The sequence below is a fragment of the Bacillus sp. 11B20 genome (assembly GCF_056098985.1).
Genome location: NZ_JBLZWZ010000007.1, coordinates 654859 through 678243, shown reverse-complemented (window position 1 = coordinate 678243; position 23385 = coordinate 654859). Strand labels below are relative to the sequence as shown.

Sequence of the window (23385 nt, the reverse complement as noted above, 5' to 3'; positions counted from 1 at the left end):
TTCTCTCCCTGTATGTTTGTTTATTTTAAATTAGAAAGTCTTTCTGACTGGCTTAAAATGTCAGTCACACGAACACCAAAGTTCTCATCAATGACAACGACTTCCCCTTTGGCGACGATTCGTTTGTTAACTAGAATGTCTACTGGCTCACCAGCAAGTTTGTCCAGTTCAATGATACTTCCAGCTGAAAGCTCAAGAACTTCTTTCACACTGCGCTGAGTTCTTCCAAGTTCCACCGTAATGGAAAGCGGAATGTCCATCAGCATATCAAGATTTCCAAGCTGGCTTGTTGTATGCTGAGGCTCACTGAACGCTTCAAATTCGACTGGCGCCACATTTACAGGTGCTGCCGGCTTCGCCTGTCTTTTCGGCGGTGCCGCTTGCTGCGCTGGGGCAGACTGCGTTTGCGTTGCTGCCGGCTGAGGTTCAGGTGTGCTCACTTGAGCTTCTTGAACAGGCTCTTCTTCTTGCGCAGGGACTGTTAATTCTGCGATTAAATCCTTCGCAAATGTAATAGGATAAAGCTGCATAATATTTGAATCGATCAGTTCACCTATTGTTAATCTGAAGGATACTTTGACAAGCATTTCTTCAGCTGGAATGCGGTCTGTCCCTTCTCCTTCTTTCACATCAAGTAATTCGACGCGCGGCGGAGAAATATCAATCTTTTTATTAAAGACTGTCGACATAGACGTCGCAGCAGAACCCATCATTTGGTTCATCGCTTCTTGCACTGCACTTAAATGAATTTCGCTTAAAGAAGGGTCAGCATTTGTGCCGTCTCCGCCCATCATTAAGTCCGCAATGACTGCTGCATCTGTTTGCTGGATAACAAGCAGGTTACTTGCGCTGAAGCCCTCTGTATAATTCACTTCAATAGCGACATACGGATGAGGAAATTCCTCATTCAGCTTACTTTTTTGAATTACTGTAACCGTTGGAGTTGTAATCTCCACTTTTTGATTTAATAGGGTTGAAAGTGCTGTTGCAGAGCTGCCAAATGAAATATTACCGATTTCTCCAATGGCATCTTGCTCCATTGCAGAAAGGATTGTATCAGGCTCTATATCGTCATTGCTGCCTCCTTTAAGGAGCGCATCGATTTCGTCTTGTGATAATTTACTTCCGTTATTCTCCATCTTCTTCACCTCTTATGTCGTGATCTAGAATTTGAATCGCCTGTTTCCGATTCACGCGGCCGGCCTGTCCCAAGAATTTCGGTTTATTTCCGACCATAACAGTAAGAGGCGCATTTACTGGTTTGTCCAAGGCAATACAATCACCAATTTCCAAATTCAAAAACTCTTCCACCGTCATTTCCGATTGTCCCAGCTCTGCGACTACCGGTATTTTTGCCTTCATAATCCGTTTTTCAATGGCCTTTGTCTCTTGCTGTTTTGGTTCATTTCGTTCAGACTGCATCCAGTAGTGTACAGACAGCTTCGGAATAATAGGCTCTAATACAACGTGAGGAATACATAGGTTAATAACCCCGCTTACCTCGCCAATCTGTGTATTAAGAGAAATGACGACAACTGTTTCGTTTGGTGACACCATTTGAACAAACTGGGGATTTACCTCGAAATCTGCCATTTCAGGCTCGATGTCGGTTATGGACTGCCACGCTTCTCTGTAATTTTCCAAAGCTCCCTCAAACATGTTTGAGATAATCTTTGTTTCAATTTCTGTAAGTGATTCTGTCTTATTATGACTAATGCCAATCCCGCCCATCAGCCTGTCCATCATCGCATAGCCGATTGTTGGGTTTACTTCAAGCATGATTCTTCCTTCAAGCGGGCTGACATAAAATAAGTTTAATAATGTCATATTAGGAATCGAACGAATAAATTCTTCGTATGGTACTTGGTCAACCGAGCTGACAGTAATTTGAATATATGATCTTAGCTGCGCTGAAAAGTGAGTGGTGAGCAGTCTAGCGAAGTTATCATGAATCCTTGTTAAACTTCGAATCTGGTCTTTTGAAAAGCGCAGTGCACGTTTAAAGTCATACACTTTCACTTTTTTCGTCGTTTCTTCTTTTTTCAGCTCTTCTGCATCCATTTCGCCTGTTGAGATGGCGGATAATAATGCGTCGATCTCATTCTGGGAAAGCACTTCTCCTGACATTTCTTCACCTCCGTCGCGTTAATTAATCGCCTCTATTGCAGATTAAAGGAGGTTATATATACTTCTTTCACCTTGCCATCTTGCAAATAGTTATTCACTTTGTTTTTGACTTGTGTTTTAAAATGTTCTCTGCCTTTTTTGCCATCAAGTTCATCTGCATTCGTGTCTGATAAAATGTCGATTACAGCATCTTTTACTTGGAAACTTCTTTTCTCAAGCTCTGATTTTGCCTTTTCAGAGTCCGTTTCAATATTCAGGACAAGTTTGACAGCATTTCCTTCAGATTTTAAATTGGTGATAATCTCAGGAATTTCAACAGAAGCTTTTACGACTTCATCTGCTGTTGGCTCTTTTTCAGCTTTTGCTTCGTCTGACCCATTCAGCAGAAAAAAGATGCCTGCTCCAATTCCGACGATGGCAATAATCATGATTAGCATTACTACGACTAATTTCTTCTTCATTCAAACTCCTCTATTCCTTGATTCAATGAAATGACTTGGATTTTTCTGTAGAAAGAAATGATTTTCTCTTGAAGCTGCTCTTCATCTTCTTTCACAACGAATTTCTTTCCATTGGCCAAAGTAATGGTCGTGTCTGGAAAACTTTCGATTTGCTCGATATGGAGAGCGTTCAGCATAAATCCTTTGCCATTTAATCTTGTCACTTCAATCATATTAAGCAGAGAAGCGATCATCCGCTCCCCCTACCTCCTATCGTTTCAGATTCACAAGCTCTTGCAGAATTTCATCAGAAGTTGTGATCGTCTTTGCATTCGATTGGAATCCGCGCTGCGCGATAATCATTTCAGTAAACTCATCTGTTAAATCAACGTTTGACATTTCAAGTTTCCCTGTTTGGATCACGCCAGTTCCTTCTTCACCAGGTACGATAGGATTACTTGGTGCACCTGAGCTTAACGTTTGGCGGTAAAGGTTGTCACCAACTTTGTCTAATCCTCCTGCGTTACGGAAAGATACGAGTGAAATCTGTCCAACAGTTCTAGATACGTTGTTTTCAACAACCGAAACCGTTCCATCTGGACCAACACTTACACTTGAAACGCCATCTGGAATCGTTATCTTTTGTCCATTCATTCCAAGCAGATAATTTCCATCAGGGGTGACTAAGCTTCCCTCTGAATCAGTGTCGAAATTCCCTGTTCTTGTATAAAGAATTTCTCCTTGACTTTCAATACGGAAAAACCCATCTCCATTGATATAGAAGTCGTAAGGTTCATTTGTATTTTGAGAAGATCCCGCTGACATGATTTTATCAATAGAAGATAAAGATGATCCTAAACCAATTTGTTTTGAGTTGATTGAACCAGAGTTGTTCGTTGGTCCACCTGAACTTCCAATGGTTTGGCTGACCATATCTTTAAACGTGATACGGCTTTTTTTGTATCCGTGTGTATTGACGTTGGCTACGTTGTTGGCTACCACATCTAATTTTGATTGGAAGTTTTTCATTCCGCTAATTCCTGAGTAAAGTGAGCGTAACATTTATTTTCCTCCTCGAATTACTTCGTTTTTTCTCCAACTGCTGTAACATCCCAAGGGCTGATTTTCGTTCCATCTTCCAAAATAAGCAAGTATTCATTGTCTATGTTTTTAACAGACTTCACAGTGCCCGATATCTCTTTATCATCCAGCTTGCCCGATACTTCTTTACCAATCCAGCCTACATACGTCGTAAACGGATCTTGGTGTGCAACAAATGTAGACATGAGCTGATTCAGCTTGGTGATCGAATCGTTCATATTGGTTTGCTGTTCTAAAGATGAAAAAGTGGCAAGCTGCGTGACAAACTCACGGTCATCAAGTGGGTTTGTCGGATCTTGGTTTTGAAGCTGTGTGAGCAAAATTTTCAAGAATTGATCTTTGCCGAGCGTATCTGTTTTCTTTTCTGCTTTTGAAGAAGTGTCTGTTTGTGCGGCTGTTCTATTCGTAGCATCAACTGTTGCCATTAGATCTCCTCCTCTTCTTCATCTGACCCAACAAGAGCATCTAGGACATCTTGGAATTCTGCTTCCTGTTCATCAGTCTGCTGGAAATTCTGTCCTTTTGGCTGCTGCTGCTTGTTTTCTTCACTAAACTGTCCAAATAACGGCTGCTCATTTGATTGAAGCGGTATATGGAAACGGTCCACTTGAACCGACATATTCGGAAGCGCCTGCTTGAGCTGCGGAAGGTGATGCTCTAACAGCTCTTTTGCTGCTTGCGTCGAGGCAGTAATTTTACTCGCATACATACCGTTTTGTTTCGTTAGCTGAATGGTAATAAATCCAAGATTTTCAGGATTTAATCGAACGGTAAACCGTCCGCTTGAATTGCCAAACGGCGTGAATTTCATTTGCTTCCACGTGTTTAGAATTTGCTGATCAACTGTTCCTGGCTTTTCATCCGTCGTTTGTGTCTGCTGAACAGGAGCCGCTGACTGCAGGTGGAAAAACTGCTTATGACCTGGCAGAAGCGAGTGGGTCATTATTTTTTCAGAAGCTGGCGCAGCAGTGCTTTGTCCTTTAACGACTTCTTTTTTGATGAGCCACTCAAGAGATGCATTCCCTTTTGCCGGAGAAGCGAGAGTAGATTCTTGTTTTGGAGAGACCAGTTCCTTCAACTCTCCTAGTGAAATTTTCCACTCTTTGTCAGATCCTTTCGCACTCGCCATCATATGATCGATTAACTGATTAAAGTGCTTTAGCTCACTTTGAGTCATCGAATTCAGCTTTGGTGCTGAACCCTGCGAAAAGAACTGCTCTTTTACTTGCTGAACGAGTTTCTCATCTACCCAGTTTTTCGAAAGAAAGTCGATGAAGTCTTGACCTTTTCCTTCAATATCCTGCACAAGTTTCGCATCAAAGCTGAGCGGCTGTTGATTAAGCAATTGATAGATGAAAAAGTGGACTTGTATGAGCTGTTCACTATGTTCAGAACCTGGCTTTTCAGCTTGATCACCGTAAATGGAAGATTCCATTTTTTGAAATAATTCTTCAAGTGACTTGAGATCAGTTGCTTCAAGTGTTTGACCTTGTAGTGTTTGAAGCGCACTTAGTAGATCTGCGCTCATTCCTTCTTCAGGTGATTGCATCCATTTTTCAATGATCTGCATCGCATCATTGATAGAAAGTGAGGTAGAAGCGGCTGTCTCAGCATCAACAGGACCGCTTTGGGCGCCTGCTCCGCTAAGTAATTGTTTAAACAAACCGCTGGCAGTTGCCGCGCCGCCTCCCTTTAGTCCCGAGAGACCTTGAGAAGATTGCTGTAAGGCTGCAATATCCAATAGCTTCACTTATTGTCCACCCCCATTTTCACGTTCTTCTTTTTTGGCAAGCTCTTTTGTAAACGTTGCTGCCTTCTGAGGTGTCAGTTTTGCTAATATGTCTGTCAGTTTATTTTTGCTCAGCTCTTCAAGGATTTTTAATGCCTCTTTATCACTTAGTTCTGATAAAATTTTGGCGGATTTCCCTGGGTCCATGCTTTCATAAATGCTGGCGATCTTTCCTTTTGTCTGCTGATTAGAGGATGCCGCTGCATCAGAGGACTCCGCTGCCGAGTTATTACCTGACGTATTATTTGATGAGCTGTTATTCGATGAACTGTCATTGGCTGACGTATTCTTTGCATCATTTTCAGATGTTTTTTCAAGTGAGTTGATTTTTTGATTCAGTCTTTTAATCTCTTCATCACTTGTTTTCAAATCTTTTTGTGCAATTTCGAGCTCATTTTTTTGCTCTTTAATAGTCTTTTTCAGTTCTTTCAACTCTGCATCGCTTTGATCATTAGGTGAAGATGACGTTTTTGAGGTGTCATCTGAACCAACTAAGCTGCTGATCACCGGAATGTTTTGGAGCGGTTTTTTTAGATCAAAACCTGCCATATAAAGGATCGTGCCAGTGACAATCACAAGCACAATCAATGGGATGATGACAATAAACAAGATCCATTGAAATTTCCCGCCGCCTGATTCCTTTGTTTTTTCCTTCTTAGGCATTCATCTCGACTCCTAATGTCCTTGAAACATGAATTGGCTGATAGAGATATCATCCATTTCTTTCATTTCAATTGCCTTATGTTCAAGGGAAAACTTTTCAAATTGCTTTTCTTTCATTTTTTCAAACTTTTTAAACTCAATGTTTTTTTCAGTTAAATCAGATTGTTTTTCATTCATTTGATGACGTTTCATGATCACAAGCTGCTGATAATGCTGAATGGTGTTATCTAAGTTGGTCACAAATTGCTGGTAATGACGCATTTCTTGAACACTCATTCCACTTCTCAGCTTTTCTTCTTTGCTTTTTTCCATTAGCTCTTTTTTACTCATATTTTCATAGAGTTTTTCAGCGACTTGCTCAAATGCCGAAACGGATTGTTGGTACGCTGCAAGTGACTTGTCTTTTTCACTTTCTTTCAGTTCTAAGAGCTTTTGAAATTTGTATTGATATCTCACTGTTTTTGTCAATCCTCTCTATTCATCAAACTGAGCAATAAACTCACACTGTCTTCAATAGATACAGCCTCTTCTACATCCTGCTTTAAAAATGAAATCAGATGAGGGTAAGCCTGCATGGCCTCATCAATATCTTTGGAGGAGCCTTTTTTATATGCTCCTATATTAATGAGGTCTTCAGCGTTTTGATAAGTGGATAAAAGCTGGCGGAACCGGTTAGCTGCTTCCTTGTGATCATGACTTGCGATATTGCTCATGACACGGCTGATACTTTTCAAAATATTAACAGCGGGAAATTGTCCTTTGTTGGCTAAAGCACGATCAAGGACAATGTGGCCATCCAGGATCCCCCTCACTGTATCAGCGATCGGTTCATTCATATCGTCCCCATCAACAAGAACTGTGTAAAACGCTGTGATCGAACCAAGCTGATTTGTCCCAGTTCGTTCGAGCAATTTTGGCAGTATAGCGAACACTGATGGTGTATATCCTTTTGTTGTTGGCGGCTCGCCAGTTGCAAGACCTATTTCCCTTTGCGCCATGGCAACCCTCGTAACAGAATCCATCATGAACATGACATTTTTGCCTCTGTCTCTGAAATATTCCGCAATGGCTGTTGCAGTATAGGCAGCTTTCAGTCTCGTCAGTGCAGGCTGGTCAGAAGTTGCGACGACAACAATTGATCGCTTCAGTCCTTCAGCACCTAAATCCTTTTCAATAAACTCACGAACTTCACGGCCACGCTCTCCAACAAGGGCAATGACATTGAGGTCTGCTTCTGTCTGCTTTGCAATCATCCCCATTAAGGTACTTTTTCCAACACCACTTCCGGCAAAAATCCCGATCCTTTGACCAGTGCCAACTGTGAGCAAACTATCAATGACTCTAACGCCGACACCCATCTTTTCTCGAATAGGCGGTCTGTCCATCGGATTTGGGGGTGATTGATCTGTCGAAACAGGTGCAAGTCCCTTTGGAAGCATACTGCCATCAAGCGGATCACCGAAGGCATCAACGACTTCACCTATTAATCCAGTCCCTACTTTGACCTTCAGCGACTCACCCGTCGCTTCCACAAGACTTCCTGGTGAAATATTGGATGCTTCTACATAAGGCATGAGCAGAATGTTTTCATCTCTAAACCCTACGACCTCTGCTTTTATCGGATGGTGCTTGCTCCCTTTTTTATGAATGAGACACACGTCACCGATCGAACTCTCCGGCCCCTTAGATTCAATCATCAGCCCAACCACTCGGTTGACTTTTCCAAATCGTTTATAAGGATCAGCGGTTTCAATCGTTTCTTTTAACACATCCATTTTCATTTGTGATCACCTGAATCAATGACTTCTAATAATTTTTCTTTCAGCTGATTCAATTGGGTATCAACACTCGCTTCCACTTTTCCAAAACTTGTTTCTACGTAACAAGTTCCTTTTGGCGCTTTTTCATCCGAGTAAATGGCAAGATGTGTATCCTTTTGAAGGATTCTAATCAATTCGTCTTTATATTCCATCACATGCTCGTAATGTTCAGGGTCAACATAGATGGAAATATCGTCATATTCTTTCACTTCTGAAATGACCTGCTTCACAAGAGCCAAAAATTGATCTTTCGTCTCCTCTGCTGCATTCCAAACGCGTTTGGCGAGTTCAAAAGCAAGTTCCACAATTTGCTCAGCAGAGCTTTCAATTTTTTCTTCGTAGTCCTGCCTTGCAAGACCGGCGATGTCATTTGCTTGATCAAGAATAGCTTGGTACTGCAAATTCGCATCTGCTTCGCCCTTTTGAAAGCCGTCTTGATAACCTGCTTGTTTCGCTTCTTCAATGAGCTGTATTCTTTCTTCTTCAAAATCAGTTCTGCGCTGATTGATTTCAGCCATTGTTTTTTCCAGCTCACTGTTTGCTTGTTCTAATATGCGGCTCGCCTGATCTTCTGCATCACTAAGTACAAGCTGTGATGCCTCGGTTTCATTGACAAGCTCTTCTTCGTGATGTTCTCTTTTAAACTCCACTTGCTGTAAAGGAATCGTTTGCCGTCCTTGTTCAGGAATAACAGATGTTTCATGTTTGATAATCCTAGACAATGATATCGTCTCCTCCGCCTCGAGCTATGACGATTTCTCCAGCTTCCTCAAGTCGTCTTACGATGCTGACAATACGGGTTTGTGCTTCCTCGACATCTCTAAGCCGGACAGGCCCCATAAACTCCATTTCTTCCTTGAATGTTTCGACCATCCGCTGTGACATGTTGCGGAAGACAATTTCTTTGACCTCTTCGCTTGCCACTTTGAGTGCGAGCAATAAGTCATCATTTTCAACATCTCTGATGACACGCTGAATCGCTCTGCTGTCAAGAGTGACAATATCTTCAAAGACAAACATACGTTTCTTAATTTCATCAGCAAGTTCAGGATCTTGAATTTCAAGTGTGTCTAAAATGGTCTTCTCCGTAGCACGGTCTACACCATTTAGCACTTCCACAACCGCTTCGACTCCGCCTGTTTGCGTGTAGTCCTGCGTAAAGGTTGAAGACAGCTTTTGTTCAAGAATGCGTTCCACCTCATTGATGATCTCTGGAGATGTGCGGTCCATTAAGGCAATACGTCTTGCAACCTCAGTTTGTACTTCCTCGCCTAATTCAGATAAAATTTGCCCAGCCTGCACTGGATCCAGGTAGGAAAGGATGAGCGCAATCGTTTGTGGATGCTCATGCTGGATAAAGTTTAAAATTTGTTCTGGTTCAGCCTTTCGAGCAAAATCAAATGGTTTTACTTGAAGAGAGGATGTTAACCGGTTTAAGATGCTGTCCGCTTTGTCCTCACCAAGCGCTTTTTCAAGCACTTGTCTTGCGTACATAAGACCGCCCTGCGATATGTAGTCCTGCGCGATGGCAATGCTGTGAAACTCTTCGATGATTTCATCTTTTTTAGCAGTATCTACACTTCGTACATTGGAAATTTCTAATGTTAATTTTTCTATTTCGTCTTCAGACAGATGTTTGTATACAGATGCTGACACGTCTAGCCCTAAGGAAATCATTAGGATTGCTGCTTTTTGTCTGCCTGTTAGTCGATTTGGATCTTTTCTCGACATGTGTATTCCTCCTAATCCTCGGACAGCCAGCTGCGTAGCAATTTAGCAAAGTCTTCTGGTTTTTCTTTTGCCATTTTTTCAAGCTGATTTTTTCTCACCATTTCTTCTGTTTCTGGTTCAGTGTCGATATCAGGAACATCGATTGGTGTACGTTCATCAAACTCAAACTCTTCTTCCTCATCTCTTCTACGCTTACGTACAAGAAGAATGATAAGAGCGATAATTGCAAGTAGGAGCACACCGCCTACAATATAAACCCAGATTGGAATATTATTTGAAGGGTTATCTGCCGCAGTTTGCTGTTTACCGTCTAATTTTGATACTGATAAAACGATTTTGTTATCTAAGTCTGCTTGAGTGAGCGCTTGACCATTTGTGTATTCTTTATCAATCGATGTGCTAATGATCGTTGAAAGAATCTTTTTGATATCATCTTGTCTTTCAGCTGTTAAAGAGTTTGCATCGTTTGCAGTTGGTGGTTCGACCAACGCTTGAATGCCAACATCTCTAATTTTATAAGGGCTTTCTTTGATATCTTTATGAATGCGGTTGACTTCATAATTGATACGATCTTCACTCTTCTCGTAATCTCCGCTTCCATTCGCTCCATCGGCACCTTGATAATTTGTGACATCATCGTCACCTGTTCCAGCGGTGCCTCCAGCTGCTGCTCCATTGCCTGAATATGTTTCAGCAATCTTTTCAGCGCTGACAGCAATCCCCTGCATGTTTTCTTTATCAACAGGTTCTACAAGGTCTTCTTTTCTTTTTTCTTCAGTAAAATCAATGTCTGTTGTGACCGATACAGCCACTTTATCTTGACCCATCATTGTTCCGAGCAGCTGCTGAATTTTTCTTTGAAGATTCTTTTCGATTTCCTCTTTTTTCTGCTGCTGTGCATCCATTCCACTTGCATAAGAATCGGAACTGGTGTTTAAGTCGTAGTAGTTGGAATCTTGGTCCATAATGACAATGTTTTCTGTTTTTAAATTCGGCACACTTTTTGAAATAAGATGATAAAGGCCTTTTACTTGCTGCGGCGTAAGCGTGTAGCCAGGCTCAACTTGCAGCACAATGGATGCTGATGCATTACTTTGCTCTTCTCCAACAAAAACGGAATCTTTTGGCAGGTTAATCATCACTTTTGAATCTTTAATCCCATCAATTGTGTTGATCAGATTGGATAGTTCTGTCTGAGTTGCGTCTACTTTCAGAACATCAAATTCATTATCTGTTAAACCGAAGCCTGAATTGTTTGCAAAGAAGGAATAATCAATGTTGCCTGTCTTAGGAAGCCCTTCAGATGCGAGTGTTACTTTTAAAGAGTCTGCTTGCTTTTCTGGAACGAGAATCGTTGTTCCATTGTTTGCAAGTTCCGATTTAACGTTTTTGCCATCTAGTTCCTGTTTGATTTGTCCAGCTTCTGCCTCAGACAAGTCTCTAAAGAGCGGAACCATTTTTTCAGAAGAAGCAAAGATGCTAACAACCGTAATAATGATTGCTAGGGCAGCAACGCCGCCAATCATGAGTATTTTTTGTAATTTTGATCGATTTCGCCAAAACTCAACTGTTTTTGTTCTTAATTGCATTAAAGTACGATTCATCTTAACCCCCGGTCATTCCATTCAGTCTTTTTTTGTCCACCAGCACCTCCTACATCTGCATTCTCATAATCTCTTGGTACGCTTCGACTGCTTTATTTCGAAACTCTGTCGCAGCTGTGAGTGTGACACTCGCTTTTTGTGAAGCAATCATGACTTCATCGAGATTGACATCTTTTCCTTGTGCAAGCGCATTTGTATACTGGTCTGATTTCAGCTGTGATTGATTTAATGCCTCAATGGAATTCTTCAGCACATCAGAGAAATTCGTTTGACTTTTAGGTGCAGCCGCCTGCAAGGACGATGCATTCGTCAATTCACTTGCTTGCTGAGCGGTTTGAAGCTGGAAAGGAGATATTGCATTAACCAATTCTTTTCACCTTACTTTCCTATTTCTAAAGCTTTCATCAGCATGCTTTTGTTCGCATTTAGAGCAGTCACGTTCGCTTCATATGATCTTGAGCTGCTGATGAGGTCGACCATTTCTTTTAATGGATCGACATTTGGTGTTTGAACATATCCATTTTCATTGGCATCGGGATTTGTAGGATCATATTGAAGGTTGAATGGAGTTTCGTCTTCTGTAATCTTTGTTACTTTGACGCCGTTTCCTAATTTGCCGCTCGAATTCATACTTGAGTTCAATATAGATGAAAATGATTCACCTGACGGCTGTAATGTGACAAGTTTACGTCTATAAGGCTCCCAGTTGCCATCAACCTGTTTAGCTCTTGTTGTATCCATATTTGCAAGGTTTGAGGATACAACGTCCATTCTGAGCCTCTGTGCCGTTAATGCTGAGGCCGAAGCGTTCACTCCTGAAAAAATCGACATCACTTACCTCCTGTCAAAACTGTTTTAAGAGAATTAAATTTCCCGCTCATTCTTTCCACCAAAGCATTATACTGAATTTGGTTTTTAGCGAGTTCACTCATCTCTTGATCAATATCGACATTATTTCCGTTTTCTTGATATGAAGTACGGTTGCTAGAAACAACTGAATAATTAGACCCTGTTTTTGAAAAATCAATGTGACCTTGGTATGTTTTTTTAGCATCTAATTTGTTCGATGCGTCATTTAGCATGTCATGGAATGCGACGTTTTTCGACTTGTAGTTCGGTGTGTCTATATTCGCGATATTATTGCTTATGACTTTTTGCTTAACATTCGCTCTACCCAAGGCATTCTCAAGGTTGCTTATCGTTCCAGAAAATATATCCAAAACCATATACCTCCAATCATATGTATTTCATTCCATTTAATCATGTCGAGATTTGTAAAACCATATGTTCATTGTAAGAAATAATAGGATTAAAGTCTATGATGTATATGTAAAAAAAACTCGTAATATATATCTATTTTACGAATAGGTATAAAGGCCTAGATTCAAAGCACTACAGATTTGTAAGGGGTTTCTTGGAAAAAAGAGTGACATTTTTCGGACAAATCCTCATTTTTTCACATAAAAAAACCCTTTTCAGCATTTATTTCGGCTAAAAAGGGTTTTTGATTAATGAGATTTTAAATTTTCGAGTTCAATTAAAAATTTGTTGTTTAACACTTTGATGTACGTTCCCTTCATTCCAAGAGAACGAGATTCGATTACGCCTGCACTTTCTAACTTACGTAATGCGTTTACGATCACTGAACGAGTGATCCCTACACGGTCTGCAATTTTACTTGCGACAAGAAGACCTTCGTTTCCATCAAGCTCTTCAAAAATGTGCTCAATCGCTTCAAGCTCACTGTATGATAGAGAGCTAATCGCCATTTGGACAACCGCTTTACTTCTTGCTTCTTCTTCGATTTCCTCTGCTTTCTCGCGAAGAATCTCCATTCCAACAACTGTTGCCCCGTATTCAGCAAGAATTAAATCATCATCTGTGAATGTATCTTGTAAGCGGGACAGGATTAACGTACCTAAACGATCTCCTCCGCCGATAATTGGAACAATTGTTGTTAAACCTGATTGGAATAAGTCACGGTTCTCAATCGGGAAAGCTGTATATTCACTGTTAATATCAAGGTTTGAAGACGTTTCTGGGACATTGAATAGACTCTTTGTATATTCTTCAGGGAACTGACGATCTTCAAGCATTTTTTTCATACGTGCATTTTCGATCTGTTGATTAATGGAGTAACCAAGAAGCTTTCCCCTTCTGCTTAATACGAAAATGTTTGAATCAATGACATCTCTCAGTGTTTCCGCCATTTCTTTGAAATTAACTGGTTTCCCCGCTGCATCTTGCAGCATTGAGTTAATAATCCTTGTTTTTTGTAGTAACGCCATAATAATGATCCTCCTAGATTACTTTATTCATTTGTTAAAGTATAAATTGACTTAAATCTTTGTTATTTGCAATCTTTCCTAGCTTCTCTTCGACATACTGAGGGGTAATGGTCACTGTCTCCATCGTAATATCAGGCGCCTCAAATGAAAGCTCTTCAAGCAGCTTCTCAAGTATGGTATGAAGCCTTCTTGCACCGATGTTATCTGTCTCCTGATTGACATGATAAGCCACTTCGGCAATCTTATGAATAGCATCGTCAGAAAATTCAAGAGATATACCTTCTGTTTCAAGTAAAGCTTTATATTGCTTTAATAATGCATTATCTGGTTCCGTTAAGATTTTCACAAAGTCTTCTATACTTAATTTATCTAATTCTACACGAATTGGGAAGCGCCCCTGAAGCTCGGGAATCAAATCTGATGGCTTTGCCATATGAAATGCACCTGCTGCAACAAAAAGTACATGATCAGTTTTAACGGCACCATATTTCGTCATCACAGTTGAACCTTCTACAATCGGTAAAATATCACGCTGAACCCCTTCACGAGAAACATCTGCAGATGATGCACCGCCGCTTTTGGCGATTTTGTCGATTTCATCGATAAAAATAATTCCTTGCTGCTCTGCTTTGTAGACCGCTTCCTGACTGACTTCATCCATATCAATCAGTTTTGAAGCTTCCTCAGCCGTTAACGCCTTTCTTGCTTCTCTGACAGTCAGCTTTCTGCGTTTTTTCTTTTTAGGCATGAGATTGCCGAGCGCATCCTGCATGTTCATACCCATTTGCTCCATACCCGAGCCTTGAAGCATATCAAACATGGAAGGCTGCTGTTCTTCTACTTCGATCGTGACGTAATGATCTTCAAGTTCTCCCATCGCCAGCTGATGAGCAATTCGCTTTCTTGTCGATTCAAGTTCCACTTCTTCATTTGAATGATCTTGATCACGGTCATCTTCATCTGAACCGCCAAACAGCATCTCAAAAGGATTTTTTACAGACTGGCTTTTTTTCTTACCAGGAACAAGTAAATGAACAAGACGTTTATTTGCTTGTTTTTCTGCTTCATCTTGAACATCTTTCATTTTTTCTTCTTTGACGAGTCTAATCGCTGTTTCAACTAAATCTCTCACCATTGACTCTACGTCACGGCCAACATAACCCACTTCAGTAAACTTCGTCGCTTCCACTTTAATAAAAGGCGCACCAGAAATTCGAGCAATTCTTCGGGCAATTTCTGTTTTCCCCACACCTGTAGGGCCGATCATTAAAATATTTTTAGGAACGACTTCATCCTTTAGCTTATCATGTAAAAGACTTCTTCTGTAACGGTTTCTTAAAGCCACCGCCACTGCTTTTTTCGCATCAAGCTGACCAATGATGTATTGATCGAGCTTTTCAACTATCTCTCTTGGGGTGAACGGCTTTTTCTCCATACGTCTCATGTCCTTTCTATTCAAGCTCTTCTAAAGTGATTTGATCGTTCGTGTAGACACAGATTTCTCCGGCCGTTTCAAGAGCGGCCTTTGCAATTTCTCTCGCTGAGAGATGATCGCCTGCATGGGTTTTGAGTGCTCTCCCGGCGCTAAGCGCATAGTTGCCGCCTGAGCCAATGGCCAAAATCCCATCATCTGGTTCAATGACCTCTCCAGTTCCAGAGACGAGCAGGATGCTCTCTTTGTTCATGACGATGAGCATGGCCTCAAGCTGCCTTAGCATCTTGTCACTTCGCCATTCCTTCGCTAGTTCTACGGCTGCCCGCTTTAAGTTGCCACCATATTCTTCAAGCTTTGTTTCAAACTTTTCAAAGAGTGTAAACGCATCTGCTACTGAACCTGCAAAACCTGCAAGCACCTTGCCTCCGAAAAGACGGCGCACTTTTTTTGCTGTGTGTTTCATCACGACAGCCTGCCCGAAAGTGACTTGACCATCGCCAGCCATTGCACTTTTTCCTTTATGTTGAACGGCAAAGATGGTTGTTGCATGAAATGATGACATGAAAAAACCTCCTTTTAGGATCGTTTAAAAGCCCTTGGGTGATGAGACATGTACGTGTTTCTTAAAGAATCTTTTGATACATGCGTGTACACCTGTGTAGATGATAAATTTGAATGACCGAGAAGCTCTTGAACACTTCTCAAATCCGCCCCCTCGTTTAAGAGATGCGTGGCAAAGGTGTGCCTTAACATGTGAGGATGGATATGTAATGTACCTGACGCCTTTTTCATTAATTCAGTGAGAATGAATCGAACACCTCGGTCTGTAAGAGGCGCCCCGCGCTGATTCAAAAACACATGTGCATCAGCGCGGTCTTTCCCCTTAGATTTCAGCTTCTGCCTTCCATCCTCTAAATAAGTAATGAGCGCTTCATGAGCATATGACCCGAAAGGAACATACCGCTGCTTGCTGCCTTTCCCATGAACAAGCACTGTATCCATCGATAAATCAAGATCAGATTCTTTTAATGAACATAACTCACTGACCCTCATACCTGTTGCATAAAGAAGTTCTAAAATGGCTTGATTTCTTTGCCCAAGCGGTGTGCTGACATCAGAAACTGTAAAAAGCTCTTTTAGTTCCTCCTCATACAAAAATGAAGGAATCCGCTTATCCTGTTTTGGTAAGCTAACGAGTAAAAAAGGATTTTCTTTCACAAGCTGTTCTCTTAATAAAAATTTATAAAAGCTGCGAAGCGCAGAGACTTTCTTACTAATCGTTCTTCTTGTCAGGCCTTTTTCATAAGCTTCTGTTAAATAAATTCTCGTATCTTGATAGGATACCTCTTCAAAACCGTCTATTCCTTGAATGTTCATAAATCTGACAAACTCTTCAATGGCTTCTGTATATCCTGAGATCGTTAAAGCTGAATAGTTTTTTTCAATTTGCAGATATTCAATGAATAAGTGGACAAGACGCTGTTTATTCGTCATTTTTACACCTCTTTAAGGCTTTTAAATGGTATCACATATCTTGCTTTCCGTGCAATGTTTTACTACAGAGATTTCGAAATAGTTTGAATAGTTTCGATTGCGCGCTTAGCGTACTCTGCATAACGTTCTTGTTTGTTTTTAATTCGAACACCTAGATCTTTCAGCAAACCAAAATTCGCATTCATCGGCTGGAAGCTTTTCTTGTTTGTCGACGTGATGTAATAAGCCATACTGCCAATCGCCGTTTCCTCAGGAAGTGTCACAAGCTCTTCCCCTTTAACAAAACGAGCGGCGTTAATGCCAGCCACAAGTCCGGAAGCTGCAGACTCGACATACCCTTCAACGCCTGTCATTTGTCCGGCAAAGAATAGATCATCTCTATTTTTAAACTGATAAGTCGGTCTTAAAAGGCTTGGCGAGTTAATAAATGTATTACGGTGCATTACCCCGTAACGAACAATCTCTGCTTCTTCAAGGCCTGGAATCAAACGGAATACTTCCTTTTGATCGCCCCACTTTAGATGTGTCTGGAAGCCAACGATGTTATATAAAGTACCTGCTGCATCATCCTGTCTTAATTGAACAACAGCGTAAGGTCTTTTTCCTGTTTTCGGATCTTCCAGTCCTACTGGCTTCATCGGGCCAAACAGCATCGTTTTCTTTCCTCTTTTCGCCATGACTTCAATTGGCATACAGCCTTCAAAGAAGATTTCTTTTTCAAATTCTTTTAATGGCACAGTTTCAGCAGAAATGAGCGCCTCATAAAAACGATCGAATTCTTCTTCTGTCATTGGACAGTTTAAATATGCGGCTTCCCCTTTGTCATAGCGTGATTTCAAATACACCTTATCCATATCAATGCTATCTTTCTCTAGAATAGGTGCCGCTGCATCGTAGAAATAGAGATATTCTTCTCCTGTTAACGATTTTAATTCTTTTGAAAGTGCTTCTGATGTCAGCGGGCCAGTCGCGATAATTGTCGGACCTTCTGGAATGCTTTGCACTTCTTCTTGAAAGACCGTAACATTCGGATGATTTTTCACGCGATCTGTCACGTTTGCTGCAAATTCATGACGGTCTACTGCAAGCGCGCCGCCTGCAGGAACTGAGCTTTCATCTGCTGCTGCGATAATGGCTGAATCTAAATGACGCATTTCTTCCTTTAATACACCTACTGCATTCGTCAAAGCGTTCGCACGCAGTGAGTTGCTGCATACAAGCTCCGCAAATTTATCTGTGTGGTGAGCCGGCGTTTGTTTCACAGGTCTCATTTCGTATAAATTGACTTTAATTCCTCGTTTAGCGATTTGCCATGCAGCTTCACTTCCAGCTAAACCGGCTCCGATCACATTTACAAATTGACTCATTGGACAACTCTCCTATTTCGTAAGTTCTGTTTGATGACATAAAAAAGCAGGTGAACAAGGTTGCTCACCGCTATTTTTGTTGTTCCTCTTTATAATCACAGTTCACACATTGAACTTGAACGCCTTTTTTCAGCTTTTTCTCTACAAGCATATTTTCGCATTTTGGACACTTTCTTTCAATTGGTTTGTCCCAAGAAACGAATTCACACTCTGGAAAACGATCACAGCCGTAAAAAATGCGGCGTTTCTTCGATTTTCGTTCAACGATGTTTCCTTCATGACATGACGGGCATTTGACACCGATATCTTTGACAATTGGTTTTGTGTTACGGCAGTCAGGAAAGTTAGAGCACGCCATGAACTTGCCGTATCTACCCATTTTGTACACCATCGGATGTCCGCACTCTTCACAATCAACACCTGCGTATTCCGGCTCAATCTCAACTTCTTGCATCTCTGCTTCAGCTTTTTCTACCCGTTTTGCAAAGTCTTGATAGAAGCTGTCGATAATACGAACCCATTCGATCGTACCTTCTTCAACACTATCAAGTTCCTTTTCCATTTTCGCTGTAAATTCAACGTTAATGATTTCAGGAAAGAATTCGATGATTAAGTTGAGTACAATCTCTCCAAGCTCTGTCGGAGTAAATCGTTTATTATCAAGCGCGACATAACCGCGCTTTTGAATCGTATCTAATGTTGGTGCATACGTAGATGGACGGCCTATACCGAGCTCTTCAAGTGTTTTGACCAATCTTGCCTCTGTGTAGCGTGGAGGCGGCTGTGTGAAATGCTGTTCAGGTTCGATATCTTTTGAAAGGACTGTATCCCCTTCTTTCAGATCAGGAAGCATTTTGTCCTTTTCCTCGAGCTGGTCGTCCTTCCCTTCTACATAAACCTTCATAAACCCAGGGAATTTCACTTTACTTCCATTCGCACGGAAAGTAAGACCATTATGATCAAGATCCACACTCATTGTATCAAGAACAGCCGGCGCCATTTGGCTTGCCACGAATCGTTCCCAAATCAATTTGTACAGGCGAAGCTGATCACGGCTTAGCACATGCTTGACATCTGCCGGTTTTCTTAACGTAGAAGTCGGACGGATGGCTTCGTGAGCATCTTGTGCGTTTTCATTCTTTTTAGCCGTTCGTTTTGTTGTATTTAAGAAATTCTTGCCGTACGTCTGATCAATGAAAGCAGATACTTCTTCAATCGCCGTATTTGAAATACGTGTTGAGTCCGTTCTCATATAAGTGATGAGACCGACTGTACCTTCTTTACCAAGATCAATTCCTTCATATAATTGCTGTGCAATCATCATCGTCTTTTTTGCACGGAAGTTTAATTTTCTTGCAGCCTCTTGCTGTAAAGTAGAAGTCGTAAACGGAACAGCTGGATTACGTTTACGTTCTTTTTTCGTTACTTTCTCTACAGAGAATTTGTTTCCTTTTAATTTCGAAAGGATTTCTTTTACATCTTCTTTTGTTTTCAGTGGATGCTTTTTCCCGTTGAGGCCAAAGAAACTTGCTTCGAAGCTTTCTTTTCCTTTGAGGAATGTACCGTCAATTGTCCAGTATTCTTCTGGTTTAAATTCATTAATTTCATTCTCGCGATCAATAATGAGTCGGAGTGCAACTGATTGAACACGGCCAGCACTTAAGCCCTTTTTCACTTTCTTCCATAAAATCGGACTGATTTTATACCCAACGAGACGATCTAAAATTCGTCTTGCCTGCTGTGCATCAACTAAGTCCATATCGATCATACGAGGATGCTTAAAGGAATCTTTAATCGCATCTTTTGTAATCTCGTTAAAAACAACACGGCAGTCAGAAGAGAGGTCAAGGTCAAGGCTATGTGCTAAATGCCAAGCAATCGCTTCTCCCTCTCTATCGGGGTCAGCCGCGAGAAAGACTTTCTTTGCTTTTTTCGCCGCTGTTTTTAATTCCTTTAAAACTGGGCCTTTCCCGCGAATCGTAATATATCTCGGTTCGAAGTCATGCTCAGTGTCAACACCGAGCTGACTTTTCGGTAAATCCCTTACGTGTCCCATTGAAGCCTTTACTTTATACTTTTTTCCTAAATAACGCTCAATCGTTTTCGCCTTTGCTGGCGACTCAACGATGACTAAATAATCAGCCATACTCAAAATCCCCCTTAAGAGGTGTTCTCTCTTTATACATTTCACAATTCATATTTATGTTAATTGCACCTATCTAACAGGCAATCGTTAAAAATTCTTTATGATGAACATCATTATAAACACGAAAAACAAAGTGTAAACTTAAATCCTCACTATTATTAAATATTCCGATGTCTTTTGTCAAACGATATTTTTATGAGAGTTCAGTATATTGAACGCTGCGGAAGGAGAATTCCTCTAAAATATCCTTTGTGGAATGAACAAGCTTTGCCCCTTGCTGAATGAGTCTTGCCGGCCCTGTGGAATTAGGATCAAAGATGGATCCGGCAACCGCAAATACTTCTTTTCCTTGCTCAAGTGCTTGATAGGCTGTAATAAGAGAACCGCTCTTTTCTTTGCACTGAATCACAAGAGTTCCTCTCGTCAACGCACTAATTAAACGATTTCTCATTGGAAAATGCCACTTTTCTGGTTTGACATAAGGCGGATGCTCTGACAAAAGCAAATGATGCTCGCTCATGTATTGAGCCATTTGCGCATGCTCTTTTGGGTATAAATGCTGAAAGCCGCCGGCTATAATGCCGATCGTTTTCCCTTTTTTCCTGATGCTCTCTTTATGTGCAAGTCCATCGATTCCTTTAGCTAGCCCACTAACAATCATCCACTCTTCTTTGACAAGGTCACCAACAATTTTTTTCACACATGCTTCTCCATAAGACGATGGAAGTCGCGTGCCGACTACACCTAAACTTTTTTCTTCATTTAAATATGATACGTTTCCTTTTAGGAATAACACAGGGGGAGGATCATAAATATTTTTTAGTGTGCTTGGATATAAGGGTGATGTGATGGGAATCATGTGAATGTTTTGCTTTAAATAGGCTTGAACGATGTGTTGAAAAATGGGGAATTCATTTTCTTCAGCTTGTTTTAAGCGGGTAAAGTCGATCGTTTGTAATGATCGATCCTGTTTAAAATGATGTGTTTCTTCATTTATATATAGCTCAGGATCGACTTTCCACCATTTTGTAAGTAATGAGGGTGAGATGAGGCCTTTTAAGCGGTGAAAAATCATTCTTTCGGACACGTTGTACATACCATTCCTCCAGTTTAAGATAGAAAGAAGAAGACTTGTCAAAGAACAAGTCTTCTTGTGTCATTAATGCGTTTTACAAGCTTCGAAGAGATTCTTCTCTTTTAATACTTTAATCAACGTTTCTCCCATGACAGATGGTGTTTCTGCCACTTCAATACCACATTCACGCATTGTTTTTACCTTTTCATCAGCTGTTCCTTTACCACCAGAAATAATGGCACCAGCATGTCCCATACGTTTTCCTGGAGGCGCCGTTTTACCGCCAATAAAGCCTACGACTGGTTTAGTCATATTTGCTTTTACCCATTCAGCTGCTTCTTCTTCAGCCGTACCACCGATTTCACCGATCATAATCACAGCATGCGTTTCAGGATCTTCATTGAATGCTTTTAACACATCAATAAAGTTTGTCCCATTTACCGGGTCCCCCCCGATTCCTACAGCTGTCGATTGACCAACGCCAGCTTCTGAAAGCTGATGTACCGCTTCATATGTAAGCGTTCCAGAACGAGAAACAACACCCACATGACCTTTTTTATGAATGTAGCCAGGCATGATACCAATTTTACATTCTTCAGGTGTGATGACACCTGGGCAGTTTGGTCCAACAAGTCTTGTTTTCTTACCTTCCATGTAACGCTTCACTTTGACCATGTCCAGAACTGGAATATGTTCTGTGATACAAATGACGAGATCGACTTCTGCGTCAACAGCCTCTAAAATGGCATCTGCCGCAAATGGTGCTGGTACATAGATAACAGAAGCGTTCGCTCCAGTTGTCTGAACTGCTTCAGATACAGTATTAAATACAGGAACTCCTTCTACTTCAGTTCCACCTTTTCCAGGTGTGACACCGCCAACAATATTTGTTCCGTACTCAATCATTTGTTTTGTATGGAACAATGCGGTTGAACCGGTAATCCCCTGAACAATTACTCTCGTATTTTTATTAATAAATACACTCATTTAGGTTCCCTGCCTTTCTGCTCTACTTGACTAAAGATACAATCTTTTCTGCCCCGTCAGCCATAGACTCAGCAGAAGTGATATTTAAGCCTGAATCACTCAGGATTTTCTTCCCTAATTCAACGTTTGTTCCTTCCAGACGTACAACAAGTGGTAATGTTAAGCCGACTTGTTTCGTCGCTTCAACAACACCTTCTGCAATGACATCACATTTCATGATGCCGCCAAAAATGTTCACGAAAATCCCTTTTACATTTTGATCAGATAAGATGATTTTAAATGCTTCCGTTACTTTTTCAGCTGTTGCACCGCCGCCAACATCTAGGAAGTTTGCAGGGTCCCCGCCGTAATGCTTGATGATATCCATTGTAGACATCGCAAGACCTGCTCCATTGACCATACAGCCAATGTTTCCATCTAGAGAAATGTAGCTTAAGTCATACTTAGATGCTTCAATTTCTTTTGGATCCTCTTCATCAAGGTCACGGTATTCTAATATATCTTTTTGTCTATATAAGGCATTGCTATCAAAGTTTAATTTTGCATCAAGTGCCATGACTTTTCCATCGCCTGTTACAACCAGCGGATTAATCTCAGCAATTGAACAATCTTTTTCAACAAACGCATTGTAAAGGCTTGTCATAAACTTAACAGCTTGGCCAACTAATTTTGTTGGAATATTAATTTTAAATGCTACTTCTCTCGCCTGATAGCCTTGCAGGCCAATCGCTGGATCGATAACAACTTTCACGATTTTTTCTGGCGTTTTTTCTGCTACTTCTTCAATTTCAGTACCGCCTTCTTCAGATGCCATCAATACAATTCTTGATGTCGCTCTGTCCAAAACTAGTCCAACATAGTATTCCTTTTGAATATCGCAGCCTTCTTCAATAAGTAAGCGTTTTATTTCGCGCCCTTCAGGCCCTGTTTGATGTGTGACAAGTGTCTTGCCGAGCAATTCCTCTGCAAACCCTTTCACTTCATCTTTCGTTTTTGCAATTTTTACCCCGCCTGCTTTACCACGGCCGCCTGCATGAATCTGTGCTTTTACGACATATACAGAGCTCCCTAGCTCTTCTGATGCTTTCACTGCTTCATCAGGTGTAAATGCTACTTTACCATTTGGAACTGAAACCCCATATTTTCTTAGGATTTCTTTTCCTTGGTACTCATGGATATTCATTTCCCATCCTCCCAACATATGTAGAAACAAAAATTATAAAATAGACTGCGCTTTCATTTTAAAGAATAAAAAAGAGAATGTCTAGGGTTCTATGTAAAATCGTAAAATCCTTCTAAACATTCAAACTTTTATTTT

25 protein-coding genes are annotated in these 23385 nt (G+C 40.9%); all 25 read right to left on the bottom strand.

The genetic code is table 11. The features are described from left to right. Nucleotides 1-20: 20 nt before the first annotated feature. The 25 genes from fliY to sucC all read right to left on the bottom strand — a co-directional run bounded on the left by fliY (nucleotide 21) and on the right by sucC (nucleotide 23250). Nucleotides 21-1139 (bottom strand): flagellar motor switch phosphatase FliY, encoded by a 1119-nt coding sequence (gene fliY / locus ACN6NB_RS07730; protein WP_039178540.1) that lies wholly within the window; start codon nucleotides 1137-1139, stop codon nucleotides 21-23. Continuing rightward, complete coding sequence (gene fliM, locus ACN6NB_RS07725) at nucleotides 1129-2127, bottom strand: flagellar motor switch protein FliM (RefSeq protein ID WP_024424167.1); 999 nt, start codon at nucleotides 2125-2127, stop codon at nucleotides 1129-1131. The genes fliY and fliM overlap by 11 nt, the downstream gene beginning before the upstream one ends. Nucleotides 2128-2159: 32 nt before the next feature. Beyond that, entirely contained in the window at nucleotides 2160-2588 is a 429-nt protein-coding gene (gene fliL / locus ACN6NB_RS07720) for a flagellar basal body-associated protein FliL (protein ID WP_024424168.1), read from the bottom strand. Continuing rightward, complete coding sequence (swrD, locus tag ACN6NB_RS07715; RefSeq protein ID WP_008344794.1) at nucleotides 2585-2800, bottom strand: swarming motility protein SwrD; 216 nt, start codon at nucleotides 2798-2800, stop codon at nucleotides 2585-2587. Before swrD ends, fliL begins: the two co-directional genes overlap by 4 nt. 37 nt (nucleotides 2801-2837) lie before the next feature. Further along, nucleotides 2838-3629, bottom strand: a complete 792-nt coding sequence (gene flgG / locus ACN6NB_RS07710) for a flagellar basal body rod protein FlgG (protein WP_047202163.1) — start codon at nucleotides 3627-3629, stop codon at nucleotides 2838-2840. A 17-nt stretch (nucleotides 3630-3646) separates the two neighbouring features. Further along, complete coding sequence (gene flgD / locus ACN6NB_RS07705; RefSeq protein WP_039178531.1) at nucleotides 3647-4093, bottom strand: flagellar hook assembly protein FlgD; 447 nt, start codon at nucleotides 4091-4093, stop codon at nucleotides 3647-3649. Continuing rightward, nucleotides 4093-5418 carry a flagellar hook-length control protein FliK gene (locus ACN6NB_RS07700; protein WP_474253295.1) on the bottom strand — a complete coding sequence of 442 codons (1326 nt, stop codon included), beginning with the start codon at nucleotides 5416-5418 and terminating at the stop codon, nucleotides 4093-4095. Before ACN6NB_RS07700 ends, flgD begins: the two co-directional genes overlap by 1 nt. Further along, nucleotides 5419-6120 carry a MotE family protein gene (locus ACN6NB_RS07695; protein ID WP_126681804.1) on the bottom strand — a complete coding sequence of 234 codons (702 nt, stop codon included), beginning with the start codon at nucleotides 6118-6120 and terminating at the stop codon, nucleotides 5419-5421. A gap of 12 nt (nucleotides 6121-6132) precedes the next feature. Then, a complete protein-coding gene (gene fliJ, locus ACN6NB_RS07690) occupies nucleotides 6133-6576 on the bottom strand; it encodes a flagellar export protein FliJ (RefSeq protein ID WP_024424173.1) in 444 nt (147 codons plus the stop codon). Nucleotides 6577-6584: 8 nt separating this feature from the next. Next, nucleotides 6585-7901 (bottom strand): flagellar protein export ATPase FliI, encoded by a 1317-nt coding sequence (gene fliI / locus ACN6NB_RS07685; protein ID WP_024424174.1) that lies wholly within the window; start codon nucleotides 7899-7901, stop codon nucleotides 6585-6587. Continuing rightward, nucleotides 7898-8662, bottom strand: a complete 765-nt coding sequence (gene fliH, locus ACN6NB_RS07680; protein ID WP_126681803.1) for a flagellar assembly protein FliH — start codon at nucleotides 8660-8662, stop codon at nucleotides 7898-7900. Before fliH ends, fliI begins: the two co-directional genes overlap by 4 nt. After that, complete coding sequence (gene fliG / locus ACN6NB_RS07675) at nucleotides 8655-9671, bottom strand: flagellar motor switch protein FliG (protein WP_039178520.1); 1017 nt, start codon at nucleotides 9669-9671, stop codon at nucleotides 8655-8657. Before fliG ends, fliH begins: the two co-directional genes overlap by 8 nt. A gap of 11 nt (nucleotides 9672-9682) precedes the next feature. Further along, complete coding sequence (gene fliF, locus ACN6NB_RS07670; RefSeq protein ID WP_039178517.1) at nucleotides 9683-11275, bottom strand: flagellar basal-body MS-ring/collar protein FliF; 1593 nt, start codon at nucleotides 11273-11275, stop codon at nucleotides 9683-9685. 49 nt (nucleotides 11276-11324) lie between these two features. Further along, the gene (gene fliE / locus ACN6NB_RS07665; RefSeq protein WP_039178515.1) at nucleotides 11325-11642 is read right to left on the bottom strand and encodes a flagellar hook-basal body complex protein FliE; all 318 of its coding nucleotides are present in this window, start codon (nucleotides 11640-11642) and stop codon (nucleotides 11325-11327) included. A gap of 11 nt (nucleotides 11643-11653) precedes the next feature. Then, nucleotides 11654-12106: a flagellar basal body rod protein FlgC gene (gene flgC, locus ACN6NB_RS07660; protein ID WP_024424179.1), complete on the bottom strand. Its 453-nt coding sequence runs from the start codon at nucleotides 12104-12106 to the stop codon at nucleotides 11654-11656. Further along, nucleotides 12106-12495: a flagellar basal body rod protein FlgB gene (gene flgB / locus ACN6NB_RS07655; RefSeq protein WP_039178512.1), complete on the bottom strand. Its 390-nt coding sequence runs from the start codon at nucleotides 12493-12495 to the stop codon at nucleotides 12106-12108. Before flgB ends, flgC begins: the two co-directional genes overlap by 1 nt. A gap of 288 nt (nucleotides 12496-12783) precedes the next feature. Continuing rightward, nucleotides 12784-13563: a GTP-sensing pleiotropic transcriptional regulator CodY gene (gene codY, locus ACN6NB_RS07650; protein WP_007499612.1), complete on the bottom strand. Its 780-nt coding sequence runs from the start codon at nucleotides 13561-13563 to the stop codon at nucleotides 12784-12786. Nucleotides 13564-13597: 34 nt separating this feature from the next. Next, nucleotides 13598-14998, bottom strand: coding sequence for an HslU--HslV peptidase ATPase subunit (gene hslU, locus ACN6NB_RS07645; protein ID WP_474253294.1), 1401 nt, complete (start codon nucleotides 14996-14998; stop codon nucleotides 13598-13600). 16 nt (nucleotides 14999-15014) lie between these two features. Then, nucleotides 15015-15560, bottom strand: coding sequence for an ATP-dependent protease subunit HslV (gene hslV / locus ACN6NB_RS07640; RefSeq protein ID WP_024424181.1), 546 nt, complete (start codon nucleotides 15558-15560; stop codon nucleotides 15015-15017). Nucleotides 15561-15574: 14 nt separating this feature from the next. After that, on the bottom strand, nucleotides 15575-16492 hold the full coding sequence (gene xerC, locus ACN6NB_RS07635) for a tyrosine recombinase XerC (protein WP_058837707.1): 918 nt from the start codon (nucleotides 16490-16492) through the stop codon (nucleotides 15575-15577). A 62-nt stretch (nucleotides 16493-16554) separates the two neighbouring features. Further along, nucleotides 16555-17859 (bottom strand): FADH(2)-oxidizing methylenetetrahydrofolate--tRNA-(uracil(54)-C(5))-methyltransferase TrmFO, encoded by a 1305-nt coding sequence (gene trmFO, locus ACN6NB_RS07630; RefSeq protein WP_034317774.1) that lies wholly within the window; start codon nucleotides 17857-17859, stop codon nucleotides 16555-16557. Nucleotides 17860-17929: 70 nt separating this feature from the next. Beyond that, nucleotides 17930-20005 (bottom strand): type I DNA topoisomerase, encoded by a 2076-nt coding sequence (gene topA / locus ACN6NB_RS07625; RefSeq protein WP_058837708.1) that lies wholly within the window; start codon nucleotides 20003-20005, stop codon nucleotides 17930-17932. Nucleotides 20006-20198: 193 nt separating this feature from the next. Next, nucleotides 20199-21101 (bottom strand): DNA-processing protein DprA, encoded by a 903-nt coding sequence (dprA, locus tag ACN6NB_RS07620; protein ID WP_064498440.1) that lies wholly within the window; start codon nucleotides 21099-21101, stop codon nucleotides 20199-20201. A gap of 63 nt (nucleotides 21102-21164) precedes the next feature. Beyond that, nucleotides 21165-22067 carry a succinate--CoA ligase subunit alpha gene (sucD, locus tag ACN6NB_RS07615; protein WP_007499624.1) on the bottom strand — a complete coding sequence of 301 codons (903 nt, stop codon included), beginning with the start codon at nucleotides 22065-22067 and terminating at the stop codon, nucleotides 21165-21167. Nucleotides 22068-22089: 22 nt separating this feature from the next. Beyond that, nucleotides 22090-23250 (bottom strand): ADP-forming succinate--CoA ligase subunit beta, encoded by a 1161-nt coding sequence (sucC, locus tag ACN6NB_RS07610; protein ID WP_059375084.1) that lies wholly within the window; start codon nucleotides 23248-23250, stop codon nucleotides 22090-22092. Nucleotides 23251-23385 lie beyond the last annotated feature (135 nt).